The 20004-nt window shown below is 54.2% G+C and carries 21 protein-coding genes and 1 pseudogene; 18 read left to right on the top strand and 4 right to left on the bottom strand.

Features of this window, described 5'->3' with window-relative positions; genetic code table 11:
- Positions 1-73 precede the first annotated feature (73 nt).
- From DEP07_RS22205 to DEP07_RS22195, 3 genes and pseudogenes are all read left to right on the top strand, one after another.
- Positions 74-1453, top strand: coding sequence for a PepSY-associated TM helix domain-containing protein (locus tag DEP07_RS22205; RefSeq protein ID WP_122962180.1), 1380 nt, complete (start codon positions 74-76; stop codon positions 1451-1453).
- Positions 1454-1486: 33 nt separating this feature from the next.
- Complete coding sequence (locus DEP07_RS22200) at positions 1487-2212, top strand: response regulator transcription factor (protein ID WP_122962181.1); 726 nt, start codon at positions 1487-1489, stop codon at positions 2210-2212.
- 43 nt (positions 2213-2255) lie between these two features.
- Positions 2256-3017 (top strand): annotated as a pseudogene (locus tag DEP07_RS22195) (amidohydrolase family protein); the annotation flags it as partial.
- Positions 3018-3158: 141 nt separating this feature from the next.
- Here the strand turns inward: DEP07_RS22195 and DEP07_RS22190 are convergent.
- The 3 genes from DEP07_RS22190 to DEP07_RS22180 are packed head-to-tail and all read right to left on the bottom strand — an operon-like array spanning position 3159 to position 5579.
- Positions 3159-3464: an Ada metal-binding domain-containing protein gene (locus DEP07_RS22190; RefSeq protein WP_173597911.1), complete on the bottom strand. Its 306-nt coding sequence runs from the start codon at positions 3462-3464 to the stop codon at positions 3159-3161.
- Between the two features lie 10 nt (positions 3465-3474).
- On the bottom strand, positions 3475-4593 hold the full coding sequence (locus tag DEP07_RS22185) for a deoxyribonuclease IV (RefSeq protein ID WP_173597912.1): 1119 nt from the start codon (positions 4591-4593) through the stop codon (positions 3475-3477).
- 20 nt (positions 4594-4613) lie between these two features.
- Positions 4614-5579 (bottom strand): DNA-3-methyladenine glycosylase family protein, encoded by a 966-nt coding sequence (locus DEP07_RS22180; protein ID WP_173599705.1) that lies wholly within the window; start codon positions 5577-5579, stop codon positions 4614-4616.
- 137 nt (positions 5580-5716) lie between these two features.
- On the opposite strand from DEP07_RS22180, the gene DEP07_RS22175 reads away from it, so the two are divergent.
- The 4 genes from DEP07_RS22175 (at position 5717) to DEP07_RS22160 (ending at position 8156) form a co-directional block, all read left to right on the top strand.
- On the top strand, positions 5717-6274 hold the full coding sequence (locus tag DEP07_RS22175; RefSeq protein ID WP_122962185.1) for a bifunctional transcriptional activator/DNA repair enzyme AdaA: 558 nt from the start codon (positions 5717-5719) through the stop codon (positions 6272-6274).
- 107 nt (positions 6275-6381) lie between these two features.
- Entirely contained in the window at positions 6382-7482 is a 1101-nt protein-coding gene (locus tag DEP07_RS22170; RefSeq protein ID WP_173599706.1) for a threonine aldolase family protein, read from the top strand.
- A gap of 12 nt (positions 7483-7494) precedes the next feature.
- Positions 7495-7704: a hypothetical protein gene (locus DEP07_RS22165; RefSeq protein ID WP_122962187.1), complete on the top strand. Its 210-nt coding sequence runs from the start codon at positions 7495-7497 to the stop codon at positions 7702-7704.
- 65 nt (positions 7705-7769) lie between these two features.
- On the top strand, positions 7770-8156 hold the full coding sequence (locus tag DEP07_RS22160; RefSeq protein WP_122962188.1) for a VOC family protein: 387 nt from the start codon (positions 7770-7772) through the stop codon (positions 8154-8156).
- A gap of 54 nt (positions 8157-8210) precedes the next feature.
- On the opposite strand, the gene DEP07_RS22155 is transcribed toward DEP07_RS22160, so the two are convergent.
- Positions 8211-9302, bottom strand: a complete 1092-nt coding sequence (locus DEP07_RS22155; RefSeq protein ID WP_287103021.1) for a helix-turn-helix transcriptional regulator — start codon at positions 9300-9302, stop codon at positions 8211-8213.
- 145 nt (positions 9303-9447) lie between these two features.
- Between DEP07_RS22155 and DEP07_RS22150 the strand changes: the two genes are divergently transcribed.
- From DEP07_RS22150 to DEP07_RS22100, 11 genes are all read left to right on the top strand, one after another.
- Positions 9448-10443 carry an ABC transporter substrate-binding protein gene (locus DEP07_RS22150; protein WP_287103020.1) on the top strand — a complete coding sequence of 332 codons (996 nt, stop codon included), beginning with the start codon at positions 9448-9450 and terminating at the stop codon, positions 10441-10443.
- On the top strand, positions 10418-11200 hold the full coding sequence (locus DEP07_RS22145) for an ABC transporter permease (protein ID WP_287103019.1): 783 nt from the start codon (positions 10418-10420) through the stop codon (positions 11198-11200). Before DEP07_RS22150 ends, DEP07_RS22145 begins: the two co-directional genes overlap by 26 nt.
- Positions 11176-11943: an ABC transporter ATP-binding protein gene (locus DEP07_RS22140; RefSeq protein ID WP_287103018.1), complete on the top strand. Its 768-nt coding sequence runs from the start codon at positions 11176-11178 to the stop codon at positions 11941-11943. The genes DEP07_RS22145 and DEP07_RS22140 overlap by 25 nt, the downstream gene beginning before the upstream one ends.
- A complete protein-coding gene (locus tag DEP07_RS22135; protein WP_287103017.1) occupies positions 11888-12604 on the top strand; it encodes a class I SAM-dependent methyltransferase in 717 nt (238 codons plus the stop codon). The genes DEP07_RS22140 and DEP07_RS22135 overlap by 56 nt, the downstream gene beginning before the upstream one ends.
- Before the next feature lie 5 nt (positions 12605-12609).
- Positions 12610-14022, top strand: a complete 1413-nt coding sequence (locus tag DEP07_RS22130) for an MFS transporter (protein ID WP_287103016.1) — start codon at positions 12610-12612, stop codon at positions 14020-14022.
- Between the two features lie 86 nt (positions 14023-14108).
- Positions 14109-15197, top strand: coding sequence for a saccharopine dehydrogenase family protein (locus tag DEP07_RS22125; RefSeq protein WP_287103015.1), 1089 nt, complete (start codon positions 14109-14111; stop codon positions 15195-15197).
- Positions 15198-15452: 255 nt separating this feature from the next.
- Positions 15453-16088, top strand: a complete 636-nt coding sequence (locus tag DEP07_RS22120) for a nitroreductase family protein (protein ID WP_287103014.1) — start codon at positions 15453-15455, stop codon at positions 16086-16088.
- A gap of 42 nt (positions 16089-16130) precedes the next feature.
- Positions 16131-17081 (top strand): ring-cleaving dioxygenase, encoded by a 951-nt coding sequence (locus DEP07_RS22115; RefSeq protein WP_217023384.1) that lies wholly within the window; start codon positions 16131-16133, stop codon positions 17079-17081.
- The gene (locus DEP07_RS22110) at positions 17078-17689 is read left to right on the top strand and encodes an alpha/beta hydrolase (RefSeq protein ID WP_287103013.1); all 612 of its coding nucleotides are present in this window, start codon (positions 17078-17080) and stop codon (positions 17687-17689) included. The genes DEP07_RS22115 and DEP07_RS22110 overlap by 4 nt, the downstream gene beginning before the upstream one ends.
- 211 nt (positions 17690-17900) lie before the next feature.
- Positions 17901-18581, top strand: coding sequence for a response regulator transcription factor (locus DEP07_RS22105; RefSeq protein ID WP_173599711.1), 681 nt, complete (start codon positions 17901-17903; stop codon positions 18579-18581).
- Positions 18578-19972 (top strand): sensor histidine kinase, encoded by a 1395-nt coding sequence (locus DEP07_RS22100; protein WP_122962199.1) that lies wholly within the window; start codon positions 18578-18580, stop codon positions 19970-19972. Before DEP07_RS22105 ends, DEP07_RS22100 begins: the two co-directional genes overlap by 4 nt.
- Positions 19973-20004: the final 32 nt, after the last annotated feature.

Here is a 20004-nt window from a genome sequence, read left to right as displayed (position 1 = left end):
TCATGTAGCGAAACGGGCAATCGTCATATACTCAATTTCGTAAAATCATCAGTACGAGGGGGAACGCGGGTATATGGCGATGCCGCAAACGTATCAGCAAGAAGCAACAGAGGAGCCACAAAAGGAAAAACGCTTGTATGTGGCGATCTGGCGGTGGCATTTTTACGCAGGTATTATTTTTGCTCCTTTTCTGATTTTATTAGCTATCACTGGCGGAATTTATTTGTACAAGCCGCAGATTGAAGCGTGGATGTACAAGGACCTTTACTATGTCGCGGCGGGACATACGGCTGTATCGCCGACCATGCAGGTTGAGGCAGTAAGACAGGCTTATCCGGAAGCCGTCATCACACGCTACCGTCCGTCTGATGAGCCGACACGAACGGCTGAGGTCGGCATTGTCGAACACAAGGTCAGCAAAACTGTCTTCGTCAGTCCGTTTGACGGCAAAATCGTCGGCGATCTGAATGATCAGAACAAGCTCATGCAAGTCATGAAAAAACTTCACGGCGAGCTGATGGCAGGGAAAACAGGCGACCGGATTATCGAGCTGTCAGCCTGTTGGGGAATGATTTTGCTCGTAACCGGAGTCTATCTGTGGTGGCCGCGCAACACAAAATCGCTGTACGGAACGCTGATCCCGAGATTCACGCAAGGAAAACGCATTTTCTGGCGGGATTTGCATGCTGTGCCCGCTTTCTGGCTCTCTTTGTTTACCGCTGTACTGATCATGACAGGCTTGCCGTGGTCTGGCGTCTGGGGCGATTACGTCAACAAGGCAGCCACTTCCGCACAATCCGGCTACCCCGACCAACTGTGGGGTAGCGTACCGGAGTCGGTGATCCCGACAAAGGCTGTTGCCGAAGTATCGTGGGCTGCCGAAAACATGCCCGTGCCGGAATCCGCTCAAAAAGGCGGAGTACAAACATTGCCGTTGGAACAAGTAGTCAACATTGCTACTGAGCGCAAAGTCCCTGCCGGATATACGATCAATCTGCCCGAAGGAGAAAAAGGCGTCTACACCGTGTCGGTTTTCCCGAAATCTCCGGTAGATAACGCGACGCTGCACATCGATCAATACAGCGGCAAGGTGCTCGCTGACTTGCGTTTTGCCGATTACGGGACAATGGCAAAAGCAATCGAAATCGGCATCGCTTTGCACGAGGGACGCTTTTTCGGCTGGCCGAACCAGCTTTTGGCGGCATTGACTTGCCTCGGCTTGGTAGGCATTTCGCTTACCGGGCTGATCATGTGGTGGAAACGCAAGCCGGCTGGCAAGCTGGGAGCGCCAGCTTTGCCGAAAAACTACAAGCTGATGAAAGGCGTCGCAGCCATCATCATCGCGTTTGGACTGTTTTTTCCGCTGGTGGGCATTTCCCTGGTTGCCGTGCTGCTTGTCGATTTGCTTGTCATCAGGCGGATTCCTGCGGCCAAGCGATTTTTGGGAGCGTAGGGAGCAGTTGCAAAAGCGAGGAGGGAGAGCGTCATGGGAGATCATCCTGCTACAATCTTGATCGTGGACGACGAGGAGCGAATCAGGCGTATTTTGCGCATGTATCTGGAAAATGCGGGATATGTCGTGGATGAGGCAGAGGACGGATTCGCAGCGTTGAAACTGGTCAAACAGATCGATTATGACCTCATCATACTCGATCTCATGATGCCCGGTATGGACGGGATCGAGCTGTGCTTGCGTCTGCGCGAAACAGATCCGGTGCCGATTGTCATCGTATCGGCCAGAGGGGAGCAGGCTGACCGCTTGCGAGGTTTTGAGGCGGGAGCCGATGATTATGTCGTCAAGCCGTTCAGCCCGCACGAGCTTGTATACAGAATCAAGGCCATCCTGCATCGGACTGCCAGTCTACAAGAAACAGGCAAAAAAAGCAGCGGCTCTCCTGTGGCGATCTCCTATCCTGACCTTTTGATCGAACCGCTGGCTCATCGGGTCACGGTCAGCGGAAAAACAGTGGGACTGGCTCCCAAAGAGTTTGAGCTGCTGTATTTTCTCGCGCTGCATCCCAATGAGACGTTTTCGCGGGAAGATTTGCTGCAAAATGTCTGGAATGACGAAACCGAGCGGGATTCCCGCACGGTTGACGCCCACGTGCGGAAAATCAGAAAAAAGCTGTCCCAGCGCTCCCCGGAAGCGGCGGGGATGATTACGACCGTCTGGGGCTGGGGCTATCAGTTGTGCGCTGAGAATCGCAAGTAACGCCCGGATCGTGTCTGCTGCTGACGAGCTGAGCGAGGATAGCATCGAGCGGGAAGACGCCAGAGGGCTGTTGGCTATGCCGACCTTGCTGGAAAAGCACGTCCACCTGGACAAGACACTGTTGGGCGAGGAATGGCGGGCAGTGATCCCGGCCGCAAACGTGATCGAGCGCTGCGAGATCGAAAAGCGGATTTTGCCGGGGCTTGCGACGTCCACCAAGGAACGAGCGGAAAACTTCCTTGCTGTCCTGCTGTCATACGGCTCCACCTATGTGCGTACTCATGTAGACATTTATCCGAAAGTAGGAATCTCCAACCTGGAGCAGGTTCAGGCGGCGCTTGCGACGTATGCGGATCGGCTGACGCACGAAATCGTCGCGTTCCCGCAGCACGGGCTGTTGCGCACCAAGGCGAAAGGACTCGTCAGGGAAGCGCTGCGGCAAGGGGCGACACACGTCGGCGGCGTGGACCCGGCGACAGTCGATCAGGACATTGAAGAGTCGCTCTATCAGATGGTCGATTTGGCTGTCGAAGCGGGGGCGGGTATCGATTTGCATTTGCACGACCACGGTCATCTCGGCACGTTCACCATGAAGCGGCTGGCAGCCATGACCACGGAGGCTGGTTTGCAGGGGCGAGTTGCGATCAGTCATGCTTTTGCCTTGGGCGACATTCCGGCGCAGGAAGCGGAAGAGATGGCAGCCGTGTTGCGGGAAGCGGGTATCTCCATCGTCACGAGCGTCCCGTATTTCCGAGTCATTCCGCCTGTTCCCCTTTTGCACAAAAATGGCGTGTCTGGCAGCGTGAACGAGTAAAGCAGCGAAGAAAGCAAAAAGCCAAAAAGCTGGCTTCCGTCATCGGCACGGGCCAGCTTTTTGGCGTGTAGGATTTACTGTAGCTGTAGGAAATGCATGAATACACAGCGGTCGCATGTCGCTTCCAGCAGTTTATAGGGAGCGGTCCGCTTTCCACAGAGCGTATTTGTCAGGCAGGCAAACTGCACAGGGCCGATAGCCCGCAGCGACAGCGGTCTTTTCGTCAGCGAAAAATACGCGATGGGCTACATATCCTCCCCGTGCGATGGCACGCAGAGCGGAGGGGCAGTCCAGCCGTCCGTATATTTTTTTCCGCCGATAGCCACCGATTGTACCCGGAGTTTGGCTTCGATACAACCGACCGTCGCTTCCGAGAAGCAAGTACGTTTTTTCTTTGGCTGCACCGCTGTTCAGGCCGAATCTGCCAGAGAGATTCATGCGGCCTGGCTTACGAGAATTTCGGGATGGCAAACCAGGCGGTCAGGCGTTGATTCAGCTCTTCCTCGGAAAGCTCCGGGAACAAGCGTGCTTCGTGCGCCATGTCGTACAGTCGTTCCATCGGCTCGCGACCGTCCGCTTTTTTGGCTTTCGCGTCGTTTTTCAACAGATCCCAGATGCCGACGACATATTCGCGTCTGGTCACATCTTGCTTGCGGAAGAAATAGTCCAGCCGCTCCACGTGATCCATAAATTCGTCGCCGAAGCGCTGTTCGATCTCGCCGCGCAGCAGGGCGATCTCGGCTTTGTACATCGGGCGCTCCTTGCCTTTTTCTTTTCCGATCCACGGTGTTTCCAGAACGAGCGGCAGGTGGCGGATTTTGTCGTGATTGACGATGTAGTTCATCGCGTCAAAGCCGATCAGCCCGGCACCGATTGGCGCATGGCGGTCTTTTCCGGCGCCGCGGAAGTTTTTGCTGTCGTTCAGGTGAACGACACTCAGGCGGTCCAGGCCGATGGTGCGGTCAAACTGCTCCAGCACACCGTCAAAATCGTTGACGATATCGTAGCCCGCATCGTGAATGTGGCACGTATCCATGCAGACGGCGAGCTTGCTGTTGTCTTCGACTTTTTCGATGATCGCGGCGAGTTCTTCGAAGCTGCGTCCGATCTCGGTTCCTTTTCCGGCCATGGTTTCCAGCGCGATCTTGACGTCAGTGTCTTTCACGCCGGCGAGAACTTCATTCAAGCCCTCGGCGATTCTGGCAATGCCGTACTCCGCGTCCTTGTCGGTATAGGCGCCGGGATGGAGCACGATGTTTTTGACGCCGATGTAGTCAGTCCGGCGAATTTCTTCTTGCAAAAAGCGGACAGCCAGTTCAAACGTGTCTTCTTTATAGGAGCCGAGATTGATAATGTAAGGGGCGTGCACGACAATTTCCTCGACGCCCTCTTTGGCCATGACAGCTTTGCCTTCTTCAATGTATTGGTCTTCGATCGGTTTGCGTCTTGTATTTTGCGGCGCTCCCGTATAAATCATGAACGTGCTAGAGCCGTAGGTGGCGGCTTCTTCTGCGGCATTGAGCAGACCTTTGCCGGAGAAGGAAACGTGCGAGCCTATTTTCAGCATGCGAGTGAAACCTCCTTTGGTTAGTAGAGAAAACGCCATAAGTAAAAGGTGGCGTAAGACTCCCAGCCTGTCCAACTGCTGGACAGCGCCAGAATTTCGGCTTTGGTCGGTTTTGTCTCCGTACCCTGAACATATTTGATGGCATTGTGCAGGCCGACATCGTCGATCGGAAAAGCAGACGGCATCCTCAGACAGCGCATGAGGACATAGTTGGCTGTCCACGGACCAATCCCGCGAATGCTGATCAGCTTTTTCTCCGCCTTTTTACAATCTCCTCCGTCCCATAATAGCTCTTTCGATAGTTTCCCTTCAACGATGAGTTGTGCAACACCGATCAAATACTCGCACTTTTTCGTGGTCATCCGCAGCGCTTCCAGGTCTTGCACGGTAAGTTCGGCGATCACTTGCGGCGCAGGATGCACCCAAAAAGTTCGCCCTGCGTGCTCGACCCGTTGCCCGAAGCTTTCCACGAGACGTCTTTTCAACGTATAGGCATACGTCAGGTTGATTTGCTGTCCGATAATGCCCCAGCTCATCGCTTCAAACAGGTCGGGGATGCCCATATTTTTCAGCCCGTAGTAAGAAGCGACAGCGTTTTTTAACAAGGCATCGTTTTGGGCCAGGTCGTAAAACTTTGTCAGATTGGTTCCCAGATCAAACCAGTCGTAAACGTACTGCGCTACTTGGGCGCGTACATTTGGCGGCGGAGCGTCTCCGAGAAAACGAACAGACAGCTGCCCGTCATCGTCGTCGCGAATTTCTACGACAGGGATGTCGCCGTCAACAGGAATCGCTTTGTACAGCCGATCTCCTTCAATCTGGTACAGGCACTCGTTGTTGCTGCGCGACAAGTAATGGAGGTTTTGGGAAAATGAAAAAGGTTGTTCGGTATGCAGGATCAGTTCCTTCTTATTATCGACCCAAGCGTTGGCAGGTAGACATTGGCGTGGCAATTCCGTATATATTCGTTTGTTTGTATTCATCATCAAACAGCCTCCTTTTGGCACTCTCTTAGTTGTATCGCAAGAAAAGCTGGACTGTCATTTCGTTATCTTGCTATTTTATTTACAACCGAGCACGAAGCGGTTCGCTTGGGGGTATAATGACGGTGGAGGTGGGCAACATGGAGCTTGGGATTACTGAGGAGCGATGGCAAGCCATCATCAATAACGATGCGACCTATGATCAGCAGTTTTTTTACGCGGTGAAGACGACGGGCATTTTTTGTCGCCCATCGTGCAAGTCGAAGCCGCCGAGATGGGGAAATGTGCGGATATTTGAACAGGCGAGCGAGGCGATTCGCGAGGAGTTTCGCCCGTGCAAAAGGTGCAAGCCGACGGGTCAGCGCCTGCCGGATCGCGAGTGGGTCGCACAAATGACGCAATATATCGACTCTCACTACACCGAAAAGCTGAGCTTGGCCCATCTGGCAGACATGTGCCACGGCAGCCCCTACCATTTGCATCGCACGTTCAAGCGAATCAAGGAAATGACGCCTGTGGAATACATTCAGCAGAAACGGCTGGACAAGGCAAAAGAGCTTTTGGCTCAATCAAACAAGTCAATCGCCGCGATTTCCACGGAGGTCGGCATGCCAAACACGCCGTACTTCATTACGCTGTTCAAAAAGACGACAGGGAGCACCCCCAGCGAATACCGTCAATTGCACTTGAAGCAATAATTTTGAGAAGGCTGCGAAAAAGATATGGTATCTTGGAAGAAGGGGCATGGCAAAGCCGCATGCAAACAATCGCAGCCTACTCAGCTGGAAAAAGGGGACCTGTCGACATGGAAGATCAGAAAACGTTGCTGCAAGCATTCAATCAGACGACCTATCAGTTAGCTGGGCACAGCAAGAGAGATATCCGCCAATTGCAGCTTGTTTTTCAGGAGCTGGATGGCGACCTCCAGGCGGATGTGTACGGAACGGGAGCGGTCATCGAGAATTTTCAGCGTAAAATGGCAAAATATTTAGGAAAAGAATCCGCCGTCTTTTTCCCGAGCGGTACGATGGCACAGCAAATCGCCATGCGCATCTGGTCCGAGGAAAAAGGCATCAACCGGGTGGCGTACCATCCGCTTTGCCATCTGGAGATTCATGAAGAGGAAGGGCTGCGCAAGCTCCACGGCATCGACGCGGTGCTGCTTGCGGACAAACACCGGGTAATTGCGCTGGACGATGTCCTCGGCATGACGGAGGAGATTTCCTGCCTGCTGTTGGAACTCCCGCAGCGTGAAATCGGCGGACAACTGCCGTCCTACGAGGAGTTGCAAGCAATCTCGCGCCACTGCAAGGAAAAAGGCATCCGCTTGCATATGGATGGGGCAAGGCTTCTGGAAATTTTGCCATACTATCAGAAAACGGCCGAGGAAGTATGCGCGTTGTTCGATAGTGTCTATATCTCGATGTACAAAGGAGTCGGCGGCATCGCCGGAGCGATTTTGGCCGGAGACGAGACTTTCACGAAAGAGGCCGTGATCTGGAAAAGGCGCCATGGCGGCGATCTGATCAGCTTGTATCCGTACATTTTGACTGCCGAAGCCAACTTTGAAGCGAGAAAGGGCAAGTTCGGCGAGTATTACGAGCAGGCCAAAGACCTCGCCAGCAGATACAACCAATGCCACGGCGTCACCACCATCCCTGCCGTACCTGTATCAAACATGTTCCATGTGCATGTCCGTTTGCCCAAAGAGCGTTTCGAGCAAATTCTTCTTTCCATTTGCGAGGAGACAGGCGTAGGAATCTCCCATTATGCGCGGAAGGTAGACGAGCATTCCAGCTACTACGAAGTGAGCATAGGCGATCGCTATGCGAACGTTCCCGCAGAAAAGCTGGCAAGCGTCTTTCAGGTGCTCGATCAGAAGCTGAGAGAGGCGTGCCAGGAATAGAAGGGAGCTTCCATGACTGTAGCGAATGGATTTTGGATCAGACCGTATGAGCAAGACGACTTTCCTGCTATCGCCGCTTATTGCTTGCCGGAAGAGCAGGCTATTTATACTTCGCTGCCAGTTGACGTCGTTGCGGTCTCGCAAGCGAATGCCGAGCAGCGAGCTTTTGTCGTGTATGGCGAGGAATGGATTTTTCATCTTGCCTTGCCCAAAGACAGGTAGGTAGGAAAGCAGCCCATCGGGGGTACACTAGCGAAATAGGCTGAAAAGTAATCAGGAGGTTCCTTATGCGAATCAGTTTGGCGAGTGTTTTTGTAGACGATCAGGAAAAGGCGCAAAAGTTTTATACGGAGATACTCGGTTTCGTGACCAAAATGGACATTCCGATGGGAGGGGCCAAGTGGCTGACAGTGGTGTCTCCGGAAGAGCCGGACGGTGTACAGTTGCTTCTGGAGCCGAACGGAAATCCGGCTGCATCGACCTACCAAAAAGCGATTTTTGAGCAAAACATCCCTGCGACGGCGTTTGAAGTGAGTGACGTCAACAAAGAGTACGAGCGCTTGACTCAGCTCGGCGTAGTTTTCAAGACGCCTCCGACCGAGGCTGGAAACGTGATCCTCGCCGTTTTGAACGATACGTGCGGGAACCTGATCCAGATTTATCAGATGGCGTGATTGGAACAACAAGCAGCCCGATTGCACCGGATAGTGGTGCGACCAGGCTGCTTTTCATTTCCCTTCGCTTGCCTCCACGCCGAATCTCGAAAACAGCTGCCAGATCAACTCGCGTCTGCTGGATACGCCTGTTTTCACGAAAATCGACTTCAAATGATCCTGCACCGTGTAGGCAGAGATATGCAGCCTGTGCGCAAGCTCTTTGGTAGAGAAGCCGCGCACGATCAGAGCGAGCAGCTGTTTTTCACGCTCGGACAATCCGTAAGCCTCGCACACAATCGGAAGAATATCGGCTGGCTTGGCCGGACTGAACAGAACCGCCAGATGGACAGCGCCGTCCTGGCCGTGCAGCGGACTTGCTTGAATCGCGACATAAGGGCCATCAGGCATGCGGATGCACACTTTTGCCATGGACGCTTTCGGATCAGACTCGTTCAATTGCGCCAACGCCCGGGAGCAGACAGCGCGCACTGGTCGCGGCAAGGTGCGGCGATCGATCGACTCCCACTTGCGCAAAAGCGAAAGCCATCTGTCTGCGGTCGTGTTGGCCGATTGGATCGCCAATTGATCAGACATGAGCAAAATCCCCGTCTCTTCCTCCATCCAGGAAGTCTCCTCGGCAGGCAGGGACAGGCTCGTTTTTCGCAGCTGGTAGGCGATCAACGGTGCCAGCTCCGCCATCCACTCGCGCTCTTCCTCGCTAAAAAAAGGCCGCCCCTGAAAGCGAAACAACGTCAAAAATCCCCAGCAAGCTCCATCGTACTTGAGCGCCGCACGCAGTTCATCGGCAAATCCGGCAGGGAACAGGACATGGCGGTAACGCGCGCTGCGCACAAGCTCGCCTCCGGTTGCCTGATGAAGCGTGGCGACCGCTTCTGCTGAGCGGCTCAACTGATCGTACCGATTGAAGTCTTCACGCAGGTACTCATATTCAAAAATCCCGTGATGAATCGCCTCAATCCCGTCCTCGGTTATGGCCCCTGTAGACAGAAGCGTCTGCGGGTCTACCGCCGTGCAGCACGCCCCGTCAAAAGGCACGAACTCCCGCAGCTCCTGCAAAAGCGCCGTCCGGTAGTCCTGCGAAGAGGAATGCCGCTTTGCCAGAGCCAACAGTTTTCGTTTGCTTGCTTCCCATTTTGCATTCATCTGTGCTCTCCTGTGCGTGTAGATTCAGTGGATTCGCAGAAAAATCCCATATTTGTGGGATGGTGCTCCTATCGTGCATCTCTATAATTGAGAATAATTCTTAATGAAGAGATGCCAAAAGTCAACGAGGAGTTGGAGAGTTGCTATGAAATCCATTTACCGCCACGCTACCCGCATGTTTGCAAGCAGTCTGGCTGCGCTGATTCTTTTGACTGGTTGCGCCACAACGAACACGGCAACTAACACAGCCGAGCAGCCGGGTCCTGCTGCCAGCCCTGCCGCGATCACGCTGCTTACGCCCAAGGCACCGTCTCTGATTCCTGCCGTCTATATGGAAAAGACAGAGGCAGACGGTACGTTCCAAATAGCCAAATGGGATTCCATAGAGCAACTGCTGGCTGGCATACAGGGCAATGAAGCGCCATTGTACGCTGCTCCGATCAATGTCGGGGCCAATCTGTACGCAAAGGGAATGCCGATCCAGCTGCTTCACGTCAACACGTACGGCTCGATGTATTTGATTTCGCTTGACCCAAACGTGCGCGAGCTTTCGCAATTGAGCAACGAGACGGTCTATATCCCGGGGCAAAGCGGGCCGCCCGATATTTTGACGCAACATCTGCTTGCCAAAAAAGGACTGCAAGGCAAAGTGAACCTGGCCTACGGCGTAATCCCGGACATCATGCAGCAACTGGCGGCGGGCACAATCAAGCACGCTGTGTTGCCTGAGCCTGTACTGAGTGGCTTGCGGATGAAGACACAAGGAAAAGTGAGCGAAGTCGTCGATTTTCAAAAAGAGTGGCAGGCCGAGTTTGGACAAGACTTGCCGCAAACGGCCGTTTTCGTCAATCGCGACTGGGCCAAAACGCATGCAGCGGATATCGCCCGCTTCGAACAGTCGTATCAGGAGGCTGTCCGGCAGGTCAACCAGCAAGCGGGCGAGACGTTGAAAATCGCGGCAGAAGAGTTTGGCATGCCAGAGGCGGTGCTGGCTTCTGCTCTGCCCAAAATTACGCTGCTTTATAAGGACGCGCAGACAGCCAAACCGGAAGTGGAGCGTTACCTGGGCGTTCTGTTGCAAATCGCTCCCGATTCGATTGGAGGATCAGTCCCAGATGCCGATTTTTACTACGGCTCGTAACAACTGGTCGAGCGGCCTTACGTACTTGCTGTTGCTTTTGGCTTGGGAGGGGCTGTCCCGCGTGTATCCTCCTGTCATTTTGCCGGGGCCGTGGGAGAGCTTGCAGACGTTGATTGGCTTATACGAAAAAGGCCGCCTGATGGAGTCGCTGCTCTACTCGTTTCTCAGGCTCGCAGCGGGCTTCGGTATCGCTTTTTTGCTTGGAACCGGGCTTGGCGTCTTCGCAGGCGCACAAGAGCTGGTGTTCAAGCTGGTTAGCCCGGCCGTTTCCGTGTTGCAGGCAGTTCCCCCCGTTTCCTGGATGCTGCTTGCCATTCTCTGGCTCGGAGTGAACGGCGGGGCGCAAATTTTCGTCGTGGCACTCGCCCTGTTTCCGCTCTTCTTTTTCAATTCCTTGCAGGGCGTGCGGCAATTGCCCAAGGAGCTGCTGGAGATGGCGCGCGTCTTTTCGGTCAATCGCCGCAAGCAGCTCGTGGATATTACTTTGCCAGCGCTCGCTCCGTTCTGGTCGGCTGCGCTTACCGTCAGCGTTGGCATGGGCTGGAAAACGATCGTCATGGCGGAGCTGATCAGCGGACAGACGGGGATCGGAGCTTCGATGAACACAGCGCGCATTTACTTGAAAACGGAAGAAGTGATGGCCTGGACATTGCTCGTTGCCTTGTTGGGGATGGCTTTGGAAGTGCTCGTGCGCAAAATCACCCGGCCGCGCGAAAGGAGGGGGAGCGCCGCATGCGATTTACAGGAATCTCGTTGAAATATGGAGCTGGTCGGCTGCTTTTCGATAACTTTTCGCTGGAGGCAGCCAAAGCTCAAGTGACGTGCCTGATGGGAACATCGGGGATTGGCAAAACGACTCTGCTGAAAATGGCTGCCGGGCTGATCCGGCCTGCGCAGGGAGTCATTTCGCGCGATGAAGGGGAACGGCTGGGCTACGTTTTTCAGGAACCGCGCCTTCTGCCTGAGAAGACGGTGCTAGAAAACGTCCTGTGGGTGTTGGAGCAACGGCAAGAGCAAGAACAAGAGCGGGTGCTTGCCATGCTGGATGCTGCTGATTTGAGTGCGGTGCTGCACGCATACCCTGACCAGTTGAGCGGCGGGATGCGGCAGCGTGTGTCGGTCGTTCGCGCTTTTGCCGCGCGGCCTGGACTGTTGTTTATGGATGAGCCTTTTCAAAGTCTGGATGCTGCTACACGAGCTGGCATGCACCAGTTGTTCAGGAAGCTGTGGGAAAGCGAGCAGCCGACCGTTTTGCTCGTGACACACGATCTGGACGAAGCGCTCGCTCTCGGAACGCGCATTGTTGTGCTGGGATGTAGGCCAATGAACATTTTGGCTGATGTAACGGCAGCTTCGGTGGAGCAACGTGGCGGCACGTACTTCTCGCAAGCAGATCAACGGAGGCTTTGGCAATTGACGACAGGAAAAGACGGGAGAGAGACAGATGACAGAAAAACAGCGGCCTTTAAGCTGGCACCATCCAGAAGTAGCGAAATATGAGCAGACAATCGCGCTGAAAATTCCCGGGTACGCCTACTTGTACGAAATGACGGAGCGCCTGCTGGGAGCGCAGCTGCCGCAAACCGGAGAGCAGAAGCACATCCTTGTTGTAGGCGCTGGCGGCGGTCAGGAAATCGTGACGCTGGGAGCAAAACATGAGCATTGGACGTTTACAGGTGTTGATCCATCCGCACAAATGCTCGAACGCGCCCGGCACAGAACGGCTGGCGCGGACTTGGCTGCGCGTACGGTTTTGCACGAAGGAACGGTCGACGTGCTGCCGGAGCAGACAGCCTACGATGCGGCGACATGTCTGCTCGTGCTTCATTTTGTCAAAGGTCTTGCCACAAAAAGAGAGCTGTTGCAGCAGATTGCCGCACGTCTGAAGCCAGGTGCCCCGTTTTGTCTCGCAGCCATTGCTGGCGATCCGCAGTCGCAGGCGTTTGCCATGCAAATGCAAGCCTGGCGCACGCATATGACCGACAACGGCATTTCGCTTGCCGAGTGGGAGCGCTTTGCCGCCTCCATGGGCCAAGAATCTGATCCGATCCCTGCCTGCCAAGTGCAAGAGCTGATGGAAGAGGTGGGCTTCGAGCACAGCTCGCGCTACTTCGGTTCTTATCTGATCAATGCCTGGTTCGCGGTCAAAAGTAGCAGGTGATGATGATGCAAACAGGCGTGCAGTTTCAGACGCTTATGAGTGCGAAACAGCGCTTTTTCATGATGACAGCGATCTGCCTTGGAGCTTTTTTGTCGCATTTCACGGCAGGAGTCGTCAACGTGTCGCTGCCTTCTTTTACGCAACTGTTTCAGACGGAGTTGGGAGTGGCCCAATGGATTACGACCGGATATTTGCTCGTCATCGCTTCGCTGCTTCCCGTCATGGGCAAGCTCGGTGACCGATACGGCCACCGGATGCTTCACAACTACGGCTTTTTGCTCTTTACCATCAGCTCGGTTCTCGTCGCATGTTCGACGACGATTGCCACACTGCTTGTCCTGCGGGTCGTGCAAGCCGTCGGTGCGGCGATGTTTCAGGCTACGAATATCGCTCTGATTACACTGCTGCTGCCAAAGGAAGTGCGTGGGAGAGCACTTGGGATTATGAGCACGGCTGTAGCGCTCGGCGGGATGACTGGCCCGATTGCAGGCGGATTTATTGCTTCCGTACTCAGCTGGGAATGGCTGTTTCTCGCGCATGTTCCGGTAGCGGTTGTAGCGACTGTGCTTGCGTTTCGCTACATTCCTGTTCACTTGCCGAAAAAACAGGCGAAATCAATCGATGTTTTTGGCTCAGGCTTGTTCACGATTGCAGCCAGTTCCCTGATTTTTGCGATTTCTGGCGGAAATGAATGGGGCTGGCTATCGGCGCGGCAAATCATGCTTTACGGGCTTGCCGTCGTAGTGCTCTGGCTGTTGATCTGGCGAGGACGCCATCAGGCAGAGCCGTTTTTGCCTGTCGCGGTTTTTCGGCTTCCTGCTGTCTCGACAGGGCTTTTGATCAGTTTTGCTTCGTTCGTGTTGGCCAACCTGGTTTTGGTCGCTATGCCGTTCTACCTGCTTGATTATGCGAAAATGTCTTCTCTGTCAGCTGGCTATCTGCTCACAGCGTACCCTCTGCTGCTGGCATTGACGGGGCCGCTTGGGGGCTGGGCCGCCGACCGTTATCAGGCTCAAGCCGTTGTACTGGCCGGACTGGGGAGCATGGGAGCAGGACTGGCCGCTCTGGGAGTATGGCTTGGGCACATGTCCACGGTTGAACTGATCGCAGCGATCGCGCTGGTGGGCGCCGGGATGGGGTTGATCGCCTCGCCAAACAACAGTTACATCATGAAGCACGTTCCGCTGGAGCATGCCGGGGCAGTCGGGGGCATGATCGCGCTCACCCGAAATGCAGGACTGGTGACAGGCGCGGCACTTGGCCTGGGGATGATGAACGGACAAACAGCAGGGGCGCAACCAGATTTGGAAGCGTACAAAACCGTGTTCATCATGGGTGGCTGGCTCAGCTTATGCTGCCTGTGCATCTGGGGGTATGCGACCCGTAGCAACGACCGGAAAAAGCGAGCAAACGGATAGGGACCAGACGGATGCCAGGCTTCAATTTTTCCAGTCTATGCAGGGGGCAGGGCCGAGAAGCTTTTACAGAAGAGAGGACGAGGCGCATGAAAAAACAAAAAATCCTGGTGGTGGGCGGTTACGGACATGTAGGGGCAACGATCTGCAAGGAACTCGGGGAGCTGTATCCAGGCCAGGTGTATGCCGCCGGGCGCAGCATGGAAAAGGCCGAGGCTTTTTGCCGGGAAACAGCGGGGAAAGTGCGCCCCCTCGCGTTCGATCTTCGACAGCCGCCAGAGCAGGAGCTGCTTGCGGAAGTAAAGCTGGTGGTGATGTGTCTGGACCAGCATGATACGGCATTCGCCGAGCAGTGCCTTTTGAGCGGAACGCACTACATCGATGTGTCTGCATCCGGTGCCTTTTTGACCCGCCTGGAGCAATGGGGCAGGCGTTCCCAAGCGAAGGTTACAGGAACTGCCGTGCTCAGTATCGGACTTGCGCCGGGCTTGACGAATCTGCTCGCAGCCCATGCGCATCGTTTGCTGGAAGAAGTGACGGAGCTGGATATTTTCATCATGCTCGGTTTAGGAGATCGGCACGGCAAGGCGGCGATGGAATGGACCGTAGACCATCTGTGCACGCGCTATGATGTGACGCAAGATCATCGCCGGGTGAGCGTAGAGAGCATGACAGACGGCAAACTGGTCGATTTCGGAGCAAAACTGGGGAAAAAGAAAGCGTACCGCTTCCCTTTTTCCGATCAGCAGACACTCGCCGGAACGCTCGGTGTAGCGTCAGTCTCCACACGGCTTTGTTTTGATCAGGAGTGGGTGACGAGAGCAGTGGCTGCGTTTCGCCGCAGCGGAATTTGCCGACTGCTCAAGCGGTCAGCGGTACGGAAAGCCGTCGTGGAATCGTTTTTGCGCTGGAAATGGGGAGACGATCTATTTGCCATCAAGATCGAGGCACGGGGAAAAGCGGGCAATCACGCGGCAATGGCGACGTGTCAGTTGCAAGGGCGCGACCAGTCCCATATGACGGCAAAAGTGGCCGCATTTGCAGCTAAAACACTCTACTCGGAAGATTTTCCGCAAGGCGTGTACCATATTGAACAGTTGTTTAAATGGGAACAAATGCGGGCATGGCTGCCAAAAGAAGCGGATTTGCAGGTTTCTGTAAGCGAATTGCCCCGATAGATGAAGCAGGGCCGGGAGAAAAACTTTCTTCTGGCCCGAAAGGTTGACAACGAGCCATGCTGGTTCTATAATTATCTTAAATTAAAGATATTTACTGCACGCGCTCATCAGCTTCTCGACCAATCAAGTTTGTTGCAGTCAGTATCCTCAAGGGCAATAGGCAAGTTGTTTTTTGTGTTAATATCTTAAATTTAAGATTTTTAAAAATGATGATAATGGCACACACCATTCGGTGATGTCGAGGAGGAAATCAAAATGAGCGAGTTTACTGCATTAGTGAAAAAACGGAGATCTGCCAATAAATTTATCCCTACTGAATCTATTACGACAGCTGAACTTGAGGAGATCATGTCGCTCGTCAAATTTGCCCCATCCGCTTTTAATCTCCAGCACGCGCACTATGTGATCGTGACCGAGCCAGAGACAAAGGAACGAGTATATGAAGCAGCACAGAGACAGTATAAGGTAAAAACTGCGTCCGCTGTCATCTTGGTGCTCGGCGATCTGGAGGCGTACAAAAATGTGGGGCCAATCCACGAGGGGCTGCTGCATTTGGGAGTCATGGATCAGCGCGAATACGATCAAACTGTATCGTCTGTCCATTCCTTCTATGAAGCTGGTGGAGATCAGCTCAAACGGGATGAAGCGATTCGCAATGCCAGCCTGTCGGCCATGCTCTTCATGCTTGCCGCCAAAGACAAGGGCTGGGACACGTGCCCGATGATCGGCTTTGATCCGGAAGCAGTCCGCGATATTTTGCGCATTCCGGAACGTTATGTGCCGACGATGATGATTACGATCGGAAAAGAAGATACAGCGAGCCAACGCGTGAGAGGATACCGCAAGCCGGTAGGGGAGTTCGTCAGCTACAACACATTCCAGGCCGAATAATCGAGAAATAGAAGCAAAAATATATGAAGGAGGTCATCAGCTATGTCTCAACAAACAGCAGGTATTCATCATATTACAGCCTTTGTCAAAAATGCACAGGATAACGTTGATTTTTACGCAGGCATTCTCGGTCTGCGACTGGTCAAAAAAACGATCAACTTCGATGCCCCCGAAGTGTACCATCTGTACTTCGGCAACGAGGTGGGCAGTCCCGGAACGGCGATCACTTTCTTCCCGTGGGAAACGGCGCGACATGGCCGCATAGGCGGTGGACAAGTCGGCTACACTACTTTTCTCGTTCCTGTCGGCTCGCTCGATTTTTGGGAAAAGCGTCTCGACAAGTTCCAGGTGGAATACCGCCGCATAGAGCGCTTCCAGGAAATCTATCTGCAATTTGCCGACAAGGACGGTTTGCAACTGGAGATTGTCGAGCGCGAAGGCGGCCCTGCGAGCCAGTGGACGTTTGGAGGTATTCCCGCTGACAAGGCAATCAAAGGGTTCGGTGGAGCGATTCTGTACAGCGTTGCGCCGAAGCACACGATGGAAGTGCTGGAAAAGCTGATGGGCCTGACCCGAGTCGGCGAAGAAAACGGGCTTGTCCGCTTCCAGGCACCCGGCGACCTTGGCAATATCATTGATGTCAACGCCGAGCCAATGCCGAGAGGCGCAGGCGGAGCAGGAACTGTGCACCATATCGCTTGGCGGGCGAAGGATGACCAGGATCACCGCTTGTGGCAATCACGAGTGGCGCAGTCCGGCTTCCATCCTACCGATATTATTGATCGGCAGTATTTCCACGCCATCTATTTCCGCGAGCCAGGCGAGATTTTGTTTGAGATTGCCACTGACCCGCCAGGCTTTGAACGAGACGAGCCATTCGAGTCGCTCGGTGAAAAGCTGATGCTGCCCGAATGGTATGAACCACATCGCGCCGAGATCGAGCAGGGACTGCCGCCGATTGCCGTGCGCGTGCTTGCGGAGGATAAGGAATGAAACACATTTTTCGAAAAGGAAGCGATCTCGCAGCCCCCACTCTGTTGCTGTTGCATGGAACAGGAGGGGACGAAAACGATCTCGTGCCGCTGGCTGAGCTGATTCATCCCGGCGCTTCTATTCTCAGCGTCAGAGGCAACGTCCTGGAAAACGGCATGCCCCGGTTTTTCCGTCGCCTGGCAGAGGGTGTGTTCGATGAGGAAGATTTGGTGTTCCGCACGGAGGAGCTGCATGAATTTTTGAATCAGGCAGCGGTCAACTACCAGTTGGACAGGGAGAATATCGTCGCAGTCGGATATTCCAACGGAGCGAACATTGCCGGAAGCTTGCTGTTCCATTACGCCAATTCGTTGCGCGGGGCGGTGCTGTATCATCCGATGGTGCCAAGGCGCGGGATTCCCCTGCCTGACATGAGCGGCATCCCGGTGTTCATCGGGGCGGGAACGAACGACCCGATTTGCTCTCCCGAGGAGTCGGAGGAGCTGAAGCAGCTGTTGGCAGCGGCTGGGGCCGATGTGACTTTGCACTGGGAGTCATACGGTCACCAGTTGACCAGGCTGGAAGTGGACGCTTCCGCCAACTGGTTTGCAGAGACGTTTAACCAATAAGAATCGAAGGCCATTGTTGCTTAGGCAGCGATGGCTTTTTGTTCATCTGCCGTTCATATTCCCTAACTATACTGATGAAAGCAACCTTGCGTCCCTTTTCCGCAACGGAACTGAACCGGAAAAATTGCGTAAGGGACTGCATCGCGGGAGATGCTACCCGTTATAATCAGATCATCAGCCTTGAGATAGACACGGCAAGGGGAGAAGCCTGATGAAAATGACGATCTTGGTCGCAGATGACGATGCGCACATTCGTGAACTGCTGAGATTTTATTTGGAAAAAGAAGGATACCGCGTGCTGGCTGCCGCAGATGGGAGCCAGGCATCCGTTTTGCTTGAGCAGGAAAAAGTTCAGTTGGCGATCGTCGATGTGATGATGCCGGGGAAAAACGGCTGGGAGCTGTGCAAGGAGATTCGCGAATACTACGATATTCCCGTCATCATGCTGACGGCAAAAGGCGAAGTGAGGGACAAGGAAAAAGGATTTTTGGCCGGAACGGACGACTACCTCACCAAGCCGTTCGAGCCGACGGAATTGCTGTATCGGATCAGGGCCTTGCTGCGCCGCTACCAGATGGTCAGCAAGCAGGTCATTGTCATGCATGACACCGTCATCGACCGGATGAGCCACGTTGTAAAAATCAAAGACGAAGTCATGCATCTCCCTCTCAAGGAGTTTGAACTGCTCGCCCAGCTCGCCAGTTTTCCCGACCGGACTTTTACGCGGGATCAACTGCTGGATTTGGTGTGGGGAGGAGATAACGAGAGCGACAGCCGCACGATCGATGTCCACATCAAACGGCTGCGGGAAAAATTTACGGACAAGACCGATGACTTTGTCATTTCCACTGTTCGCGGCCTCGGCTACAAGCTGGAGGTGCGCGGCGGATGAGATCCCTCTACTTTCGGGTCGTGCTCATGTTCGTCGCGATTGTCATCGTCAGCGGGACGCTCGGCTTTCTCCTTGCCAACGAATATTACCAGCGCAACATGCGCACGTACAATGAACAAAAAATTACCCGGATCGGACAGCAGATTATCGATTTGTACGAGCATAATGCCGCCAGTATGGACTTGCCTGCCTTTATGACCCATGTAGCCAATCTCAATTTTCAGCTGTATCTCGTAGACGAGAACGGACAAGTCCAAACGTTCGGAGCGCCTTTCCGCGACCAGCAGATTGAGCCGCAGATCGTGCAAAAGGTGCTTGCTGGGGAAACGTACAGAGGAATCGCCGAAGAACAACACGGATTGTTCGTTACCGGATTTTTTGAAAATACGCTGAAAAACAGCATCGGTTTGCCGCTGGAAGCAGAAGGACGGAAATACGCCTTGTTTGTGCGGCCCAGCATCGAGCAGCAGTTTGGCGAGGTCCATGTGATGTTTGCCGTGCTGCTTGCCGCCATGTTTTTGCTCAGCTTGATGTTTATTCTGATATTCACCCGCTATTTGGTTCGGCCGATCCAAAAACTGAGCCAGGCGACGAAAAAGCTGGCGGAAGGCGAGTACGAAATCCAGCTCGACATCTCGCGCCGAGACGAAATCGGGGAGCTGGCGGCCAACTTTGCGCAGATGACAGAATCGTTGAAGCAGCTCGATGACATGCGCCAAGAGTTTGTTTCCAACGTCTCGCACGAAATCCAGTCTCCGCTTGCTTCCATCCAGGGATTTTCCCAGGCGATCCGCAGCGGCGGCATGCCAGAGGCGCAAAAGGCGGAGTATTTGGCGATTATCGAAGAAGAGAGCAGGCGACTCTCCTCACTGAGCAAACAGCTTTTGACGCTCGCTTCGCTGGACAAGGAAACGGGCTTGTACGAGCCGAGCGAATATCGGCTGGACGAGCAGTTGCGACAAGTCGTACTGCTGCTGGAACGCCAATGGCAGCAGAAAAAGCTGGAGCTAGAGCTGGAACTGCCGGACACACTCGTCACCGCAGACAAGCAGCTGTTCAATCAAGTATGGATCAATTTGCTGTCCAACAGCATCAAGTTTACTCCGCCGCATGGCACCATTTTTGTCTCGATTCGGCAATCGCCCGACATCGCCGTCATCATCCGCGATACAGGGATCGGCATTTCGGAGGAGGAGCGCCAGCACATTTTCGAGCGCTTTTACAAAGGCGACAAGTCCCGCAACCGGGAAGCGACAGGCAGCGGACTCGGTTTAGCCATCGTCCAGAAAATTGTCCAGGTTGCAAAAGGCAGCATCGAAATCGACAGCCAAACAGGAGTCGGCACGACCATCAAGGTCACTTTGCCAGCCCAGGAACGCCCCCGCAAGTAAGCCAAGCCGGGGGCGTTTTCATTTGCCGCGAA

It is taken from the genome of Brevibacillus sp. (genome assembly GCF_003521185.1).
Classification (GTDB): Bacteria; Bacillota; Bacilli; order Brevibacillales; family Brevibacillaceae; genus Brevibacillus; species Brevibacillus parabrevis.
Note: the sequence above shows the minus strand (reverse complement) of the source record. Positions and strands in the feature narration are given on the sequence as shown.